Source organism: Streptomyces sp. NPDC035033 (assembly GCF_040636735.1).
In the GTDB taxonomy this organism is placed as follows: Bacteria; Actinomycetota; Actinomycetes; order Streptomycetales; family Streptomycetaceae; genus Streptomyces.
Genome location: NZ_JBEZUZ010000167.1, coordinates 1 through 7,062 on the forward strand (window position 1 = coordinate 1; position 7,062 = coordinate 7,062).

7 protein-coding genes are annotated in these 7,062 nt (G+C 72.4%); 1 reads left to right on the forward strand and 6 read right to left on the reverse strand.

Annotated features, from left to right (window positions below):
• Positions 1-291: 291 nt before the first annotated feature.
• Both AB0E83_RS34425 and AB0E83_RS34430 read right to left on the reverse strand, forming a co-directional pair.
• Positions 292-1,107 (reverse strand): BTAD domain-containing putative transcriptional regulator, encoded by an 816-nt coding sequence (locus AB0E83_RS34425; RefSeq protein ID WP_362120604.1) that lies wholly within the window; start codon positions 1,105-1,107, stop codon positions 292-294.
• A gap of 406 nt (positions 1,108-1,513) precedes the next feature.
• Positions 1,514-2,947: an MFS transporter gene (locus AB0E83_RS34430; protein WP_362120606.1), complete on the reverse strand. Its 1,434-nt coding sequence runs from the start codon at positions 2,945-2,947 to the stop codon at positions 1,514-1,516.
• Between the two features lie 164 nt (positions 2,948-3,111).
• Between AB0E83_RS34430 and AB0E83_RS34435 the strand changes: the two genes are divergently transcribed.
• On the forward strand, positions 3,112-3,711 hold the full coding sequence (locus AB0E83_RS34435) for a TetR/AcrR family transcriptional regulator (protein ID WP_362120608.1): 600 nt from the start codon (positions 3,112-3,114) through the stop codon (positions 3,709-3,711).
• Between the two features lie 83 nt (positions 3,712-3,794).
• Here AB0E83_RS34435 and AB0E83_RS34440 read toward each other — a convergent pair whose 3' ends face one another.
• From AB0E83_RS34440 to AB0E83_RS34455, 4 genes are all read right to left on the reverse strand, one after another.
• Complete coding sequence (locus AB0E83_RS34440) at positions 3,795-4,268, reverse strand: nuclear transport factor 2 family protein (RefSeq protein WP_362120610.1); 474 nt, start codon at positions 4,266-4,268, stop codon at positions 3,795-3,797.
• 20 nt (positions 4,269-4,288) lie between these two features.
• Positions 4,289-5,032: an alpha/beta fold hydrolase gene (locus AB0E83_RS34445; protein WP_362120611.1), complete on the reverse strand. Its 744-nt coding sequence runs from the start codon at positions 5,030-5,032 to the stop codon at positions 4,289-4,291.
• Complete coding sequence (locus AB0E83_RS34450; protein WP_362120613.1) at positions 5,029-6,657, reverse strand: long-chain-fatty-acid--CoA ligase; 1,629 nt, start codon at positions 6,655-6,657, stop codon at positions 5,029-5,031. The genes AB0E83_RS34445 and AB0E83_RS34450 overlap by 4 nt, the downstream gene beginning before the upstream one ends.
• A 59-nt stretch (positions 6,658-6,716) precedes the next feature.
• Positions 6,717-7,062: acyl carrier protein (locus tag AB0E83_RS34455; protein ID WP_362120615.1), on the reverse strand; the 346-nt coding region annotated here is incomplete at its 5' end.

A 7,062-nucleotide genomic window follows, 5' to 3' on the forward strand; every position in this document is an offset into this window, starting at 1 on the left:
TGGGCCGGGTTGGGGGGGTCCCGGTACCGCCCCCCGTCATGTCACCCGTTCGGTGCCGGCGGCCCCGCCCCGGCCCGGGGACGGCCACCGCCGTGCCGGGGGCGGTGGCCGTCCGCGGACACGACGGCGTCCCGGTCCCCGCGTGCGGGGACCTCGGTGGGGGGTGGGGACGCCGGAGGCGGTGGCCTGGTGGGGCGTCAGCTCGCCCGGGGCCGCGGCGGGGAGGCGCTCGCGTGCCGGCGCGGGCGGGACCACGGCGTCGACGGGCGCGTGCCCCGCGGGGCGGGGACCCTAGTGCGCGGCCAGGGCCGGGACCGGCCAGTAGGGCTCGTCCTGGAGCAGCCGCGGGTCGTGGGTGAGGATGGCCTGCTCGTACTGGCTGAGGGCCGGGGAGGGCTCGACGCCCTGGGACTCGATGAGGTTGCGGCGGCACTGGCGGTAGATGCCGAGCGCGTCGAGCTGGCGGCCGCAGCGGTACAGGGCGCGCATGAGGAGCATGCAGAACTGTTCGTGCGCGGGGTTGCGGAAGTACAGTTCGGCCAGTTCCGGGAGAATTCTCTCGTGTCCGCCGATGCGGAGTTCGAGGTCGTACAGCAGGGTCAGCGCGGAATTGCGCGCTTCGAGATATCTCGCGGCGGCCGTCTGGCAGATGAGGCCGCCGGCCAGACCGCCGAACATCGGGCCGCGCCAGCGCGAAAGGGCCTCGCGCAGTCCGGCGATGTCCTTTTCCACGTCCTCGTGGACGCCGTGTCCCGCCCTCGCGTGGATGGCTTCGACGGCGTCGAGGAATAACGTCGCGTCGAGTTCCCAGCGGCCGACCGTGAAAAGGTAGCCGGAGGTGCTGGTCACGACGCGGGAGGACTCGCGGTCGGGTTCGAGGGCGGCCAGGGTGCGCCGGACCCTGCTGACCTGCGCCTGGAGGGCGTTCTCCACCTTGGCCGGCGGGGTGGTTCCCCAGAGTTCGGCGATGAGGGAGTCGACGGTCACCAGGTCCCCGCCGGAGACGAGGAGCGTGGCGAGCAGGGTCTGCTGCATGGCGCCGCCCAGCCGCACGGCGGAGCGGTTTCTCTTGATTTCGACGCAGCCCAGGACCGAGAACAGCAACACAGAGCTTCTCCCCCGTAAATGGAAAGGTACGTGTCGTCGTGCTGGTTGCCGGCATATTCAAGAGGGCGCCGTGCGCGGCCGCTGTCGACACTTCCCTCTGCCGGTGTCGACGCTTCCCTCTTGCGATACCAGAAGGTATATACTTTCCGGCCAATCTCTTTTGCGGACCGATCAGTCTGAAGCTTACTTCGCCAAGTTTCGGTCTGTCAACGAAGCCTCAAGCCTAGAACAAGTCAAATCTCCCTACGAGAAGCGGAAAATTCTGGGCAACCCCACATCTGGCATGTAAAGTTCGCGCGCAAAAAAAGCTGTGCAGCACACGGGCGGCGGATGCGGGGATCGTTGGGTTCGCCGCCGTGCGCTGCACAGCCGTCCGGGGGCCGGGGCGCGAGGCCCCGGCCGGGCGCTACGCGGTGGCCTTCTGCCGGTGGCGCGCGGCCCCGGCCAGGGCGACGAGCGTGACGCCGAGGGTGATCGCGGTGACCGTCCACAGGCCGGCCCGGTACGAGGCGAGGCCGGCGCCGGAGACCAGGGAGAAGACGGTGGCGGTGATGGCGATGACCACGCCGTTGCCGATCTGGGCGCCGGCGTTGAACAGACCGGAGGCCAGGCCCTGCTCGTCCGGTCCGGCGCTGCCGACCGCGGCGATGTTCAGCGCCGGGTAGACGGCGGCGAAGCCGAGGCCGCCGAGCAGCTGCTGGGCGATGAGCGTGACCAGCGGGTCGACGTGACCGAGCAGCAGCGCCCAGCCCAGGTAGCCGATGCTCAGCATGATCAGGCCCGCGGTGGCCACCGGCCAGGCGCCGTACTTGGTGACCAGGGCCGCGCCGTAGCGGGCGGTGCCGGCGGTCAGCACGCCGCCGAGGAGGAAGGCGAGGCCGGCCTGGAAGGGCGACCAGCCGAGCTTGTCCTGGTAGTAGAGGGTCAGGACGAACTGGAAGGAGACGTACGCGCCGAAGAAGAGCATGCACAGGTTGGCGCGGGAGAGCTGCGGCCTGGTGAAGATGGCGAGCGGCACCAGCGGCTCGGGGTGGTTGCGCTCGACGACGGCGAACAGCGGGAAGAGGACGGCGGCCGCGGCGAGCGAGCCGATGGTCACGCCGTCGCCCCAGCCGTGGCTGGCGGCCCGGCTCAGACCGTAGACGAGGGCGATGGCGCCCGCGGTCACGGTGACCGCGCCGAGCACGTCGAGCTTGCCACGGCGGACGCTCTCCTGCTGTCCGGGGACGACGGACCAGGCGAGCAGGGCGACCAGCAGGCCGACCGCGGCGGGCAGGAAGAGGATGAGGCGCCAGTCGAGGCCCGCCATCAGACCGCCCAGCAGCAGGCCGAGCGAGTAGCCGGCGGAGGCGACGGCGAGGAAGGTGCCGAGCGCGCGGTTGCGGGCCTGCTCGTCACGGAAGGCGTCGAGCAGGACGGCCATCGCGGCCGGCGCGGTGATGCCGGCGCTGACCCCCTTGAGGAGACGGGCGACGACGAGCACGAGGCCGTTGTCGGCCAGACCGCCCAGGCAGCTGGCCACGACGAACACCAACAGCCAGCCGATCAGCAGCTTCTTGCGGTTGTAGAGGTCGGCGAGCCGGCCGCCCAGCAGCAGGAAGCCGCCGAAGCCGAGGGCGTAGGCGGAGACGACCCACTGGAGCGAGGACGCCGACATCCCCAGGTCCTCCTGCACCAGCGGCAGCGCCGGACCCATGCTCGCGATGTCCATCGCGTCGAGGAACTGGACCGCGCACACGACGAGGAGCAGCAGCGGAAGGCTCTTGACCGCGGGCGAGGCCGCGGCTGCCCCGCCGTCCCGCGGCGCGGGCGGTGAAGTGGAAGTGGTGGCCTCGGTCATGATCACAGACTCCGATCGGGACAGCGTCGAGGGGACAGCGCCAGGAGCGGCATGAGTAATGGACCGATCAGTCCCGGACTGATCGGTCCATTTTTAGCGCCCATAAAGTCCCCTGTCAAACGTATGCTGGGAGGGATGCGGGTCAGGGGAAGGAGAAGGCAACGATGGCGCGAACACCGGCACCGGGGACGAGGCGCAGAATCCTCACCGCCGCGTCCAAACTCTTCAGCGAGCAGGGTGTGCGGGCCGTGGGCATGCAGCAGGTCATCGACGAGACGGGGGTCGGGAAGAGCCTGCTGTACCGCGAGTTCGCCGGCAAGGACGAACTGGTCGCCGCCTGGATCCGGGCCAGCGACGAGGAGTGGTGGAAGACCGCCAGGGAAGTGACCGACCCGTACCAGGGGGACCCGGTCCGTCAGATCCTGGCCCTGCTGGGCTTCTTCTACGACAGCGTCCGGTCGCCGGACTTCCACGGCTGCATCTACTACAACACCTCGTCGGAGTTCCGCGACCCGGAACACCCCGGACGCAAGGAGTCGGTGCGGCACCTGCGCCGGCTGCGTGACTGGCTGCGCGACCTGGGCGTCCTCGCGGGAGCGACCGACGCCGAGGACATGGCCGACGCGCTGATGCTCGTCGTCGGCGGACTGCTCAACAACGGCGAGGTGCTGGGCGGGGACGGGCCGGCCCGGATGGCGCTGCCCACCACCGAACTGGTGCTGCGTCAGTACTGCCCCACGGCGGTGAGCGCGGCCTCCGCCTGATCCGCACGAACCGGCCCCGCGGCGCTGGGACGCCGCGGGGCCGGAGTGTGCGCGCGCTCGCCGGCGGGGCCGGTCCGGGCTCGTCAGGCCACCTGTTCGGGGCGGGCGGGGCGGACCGCCACGCCGTGCTCCTCGTAGCCGTCGTTGTAGACGAAGGACGTGGGGAGCCGGTCGTGGAACTGGTAGTCGTACCGGATCCGGCCGTCCTCGCCGAGCACGAGGACGTCCTGGCCCGCCATCTCCATCTCTCCGGTCGTGCCGGAGACCATCACCCAGTTGAGGCGGACCACGTTGTGGTGGCCGACCGCGTTGTGCGAGGAGCGGAAGACATAGCCCATCGGGCCGTAGACGTCCTGGGTGTAGGCGAGTTGGTCGATGATCGCCTGATGGCCGCGGATCGGGTCCTTGCGGTAGAAGAGGTAGGTGGCGTCGGGCTCGTAGAGCCGCTCGACCCCGGCGCGGCGGCGCGCGGGATCGGTCTCGTTCCACAGCGCCACGTAGGCGTCGAGGAGCGCGTTGGGCGTGAGCGCCGGTACGGGTTCGGGCGTGGGCGGCATCGGTCGGTCCTCCCGGAGGGTCAGCGGGGCCCCGCGTACCGCAGCAGCAGCTGTGCCAGGTCCGCGGTGACGGCCTCGGTGTGGGCGTGCAGGTAGAAGTGGCCCCCGGGGAAGGTGCGGCACCCCAGGTAGTCGGGCGTGCGGCCGGCCCAGGCGTGCAGGGCCCCGGGGGCGAGCAGCGGGTCGTCGCGGCCGGTGTACGCGACCACCGGACAGGCGACGGCGGCCCCGTCGTCGGTGTGGTCGGCGCACACCGCCCCGTCCGCGCGCAGCGTGCGGACGGCCTCGCCCAGCAGCCGGGGGTCGGCCCCGACCTCGGCGGGCAGGGAACCCAGCCGGGCCATGAGGTCCAGCGGATCGGGGGCGCGCGGACCACCGGTGCCGAAGCCGCGCGGGGACCAGCCGGAGACGGCGAGCAGCGCCGGCGCGGGCAGGCCCTGCCGGGCCAGCTCCACCGTCACCCGGTAGCCGAGCAGCGCCCCCATGGAGTGGCCGAACACCGCGTACGGGCGCTCGTCGAGGTCGGCGGCGAGCACGGCGGCCAGCTCCCGCACCAGCGGTGCGAGGCGGGTGTGCGGCGCCTCGCCGCGGCGGTCCTGCCGGCCCGGAAGCTGGACGGCCTGGGCGGCGACGGCGGCCGGGAGCAGCGCGGGCCAGTCGCGGTACGCGGTGGCCGCGCCGCCGCTGTGGTGCAGGAGGAACAGCCGGACGTCCGCGTCCGGTTCGGCCTCGGGCGGCCGCAGCCAGCGGTGCACGGCGGTCACCCCACCGGCTGCGGCCGCCCGCCCTCGGCGTGGCGTCCGCCTCCGGCGTCGCGTTCGCGCTCGGCGTGGTGTCCGCCCTCGGCGTGGCGTTCGCGCAGGACCCGGCGCAGCAGCTTGCCGGTGGGGTTACGGGGCAGGTCGGTGACGATCTCGTACCCGGTGGGCACCTTGAAGCCGGCGATGCGGCCGTTCAGGAACCGCAGGAAGTCCCGGGGCACGGCCGTCGCGCCGGGGCGCAGCACCACGGCGGCCCGGACCGCCTCGCCCCAGTCCGCGTCGGGGACCCCGTACACCGCCACGTCCGCGACGGCGGGGTGCGCGCGGAGCGCGTTCTCCACCTCGGTGGGGTAGATGTTCTGGCCCGCGACGATGATGGTGTCGTTGACCCGGTCGACGAGGTACAGGTAGCCGTCGTCGTCCAGATAGCCCATGTCGCCCATGGCGAGCCAGCCGTCCCGGACGGCCTGCTCGGTGGCCTCGGCCAGCCGCCAGTACCCCAGGAAGCGGGCGGGGGTGCGGACGGTCACGCGGCCGGTGCGGCCGGCGGGCAGCACGTTCCCCTCGTCGTCGAGGACGCGGATCTCGTTGCCGGGCAGCGCCCGGCCGGCGGAGCCGAGGACGGTGCTGTCGGGCGTGTGGTCCTCGGGGGCCAGACACGTCAGGAAGCTGCCGGCCTCGGCCGAGGAGTAGCCCTGGGCGAGCTCGCACCCGAGGACCTCGATGCAGGTCAGCAGCAGTTCGCGGTCGATGGGCGAGCCGCTGTAGACCACCTTGCGCAGGGAGCGGAAGGTGTCCTTGGTGGTGCCGCGCTCGGCGAGCATCATGCGCAGCATCGCGGGCGCGGCCCACAGGGTGGTGATCGCGTGGCGCTCGATGAGCCGGGTGGCCTCGTCGGCGATGAACCGGCGCATGATGACGGTGGTGGCACCGGCGTTGAAGGAGTGCATGAACCAGCCGAAGCCGGCGGTGTGCAGACCGGGGAAGCAGCTCAGGCCCCGGTCGGTGGTGCGCCAGTCGATCCAGTCGACCCCGGCCCGGCGGGTGTCGGCGATGAGGGTGAAGAACGTGCGCTGGGCGAGGACCACGCCCTTGGGCAGGCCGGTGGTGCCGCTGGTGTAGAGCTGGGCGACCGGGTCGTCGAAGCCGGTGGCGGGCGGCGGGTCGGTGTCGGGCCGGCCCTGCTTCCAGGCGAGCAGGCCGCCGGCGACGTGGGAGTCGGTGTCCAGGTCGACCAGCTGCCGCAGCCGCGGCAGGGCCTCGCGCACCTTGTCGACGGTGGGTTTGAACTCCCGCTCCACGAAGAGCAGTTCGGCCTGCGAGTCGCGCAGGACGTGCTCGACCTCGGCGGGGGTCAGCCGCCAGTTGATCGGCACCAGGACCGCGCCGCTCTTGGCGCAGCCCAGCGCGAGGTCGTAGTAGTGCTCGGACTCCTGGCCGAGGTAGCCGATCCGGGAGCCCGGCCCCAGGCCCGCGGCGAGCAGGGCGTGGGCGGTGCGGTTGCTCTCCCGGTGCAGCTGCGCGTACGTCAGGGCGCGGTCCTCGCAGATGACCGCGGGCTGGTCGGGGCGGGTACGGGCGTGCAGCGCGGCACGCGCGGCGAGCGTCGGCGTGGTGCTGAGGTCCATCGGGTCCCCTCGGTGGAGGTGGCGGGGGCGGGGCTGCCTGGGCGTGGGGGGCGGGTCGTTCAGGGGGTGGCGGGTCCGGCCGGGGCGGGGTGCGCGGCGGTCAGGAGCGCCGAGAGGTGGCCGGCGAGTTCGGTCACCGAGGGGTGGTCGAACACCATGGCGGAGTCCAGTGCCAGGCCCAGCCGGTCCTGGAGCCGGTCCTTCATCACGATCGCCGTCAGCGAGTCCACGCCCAGTTCCAGGAAGGTGGCTCCGGCGTCGACGTCGCGCCGGTCGGTGATGGACAGCAGCTCGGCGGTGAGCGTGCGCAGCAGTTCGAGGAAGACCTCGGCGCAGCCCGGTGCGCTGCCCGCCGCCGGGGCCTCGGAGCGGAACGTCCACGAGGTGCTGACCGTGGACCCCGAC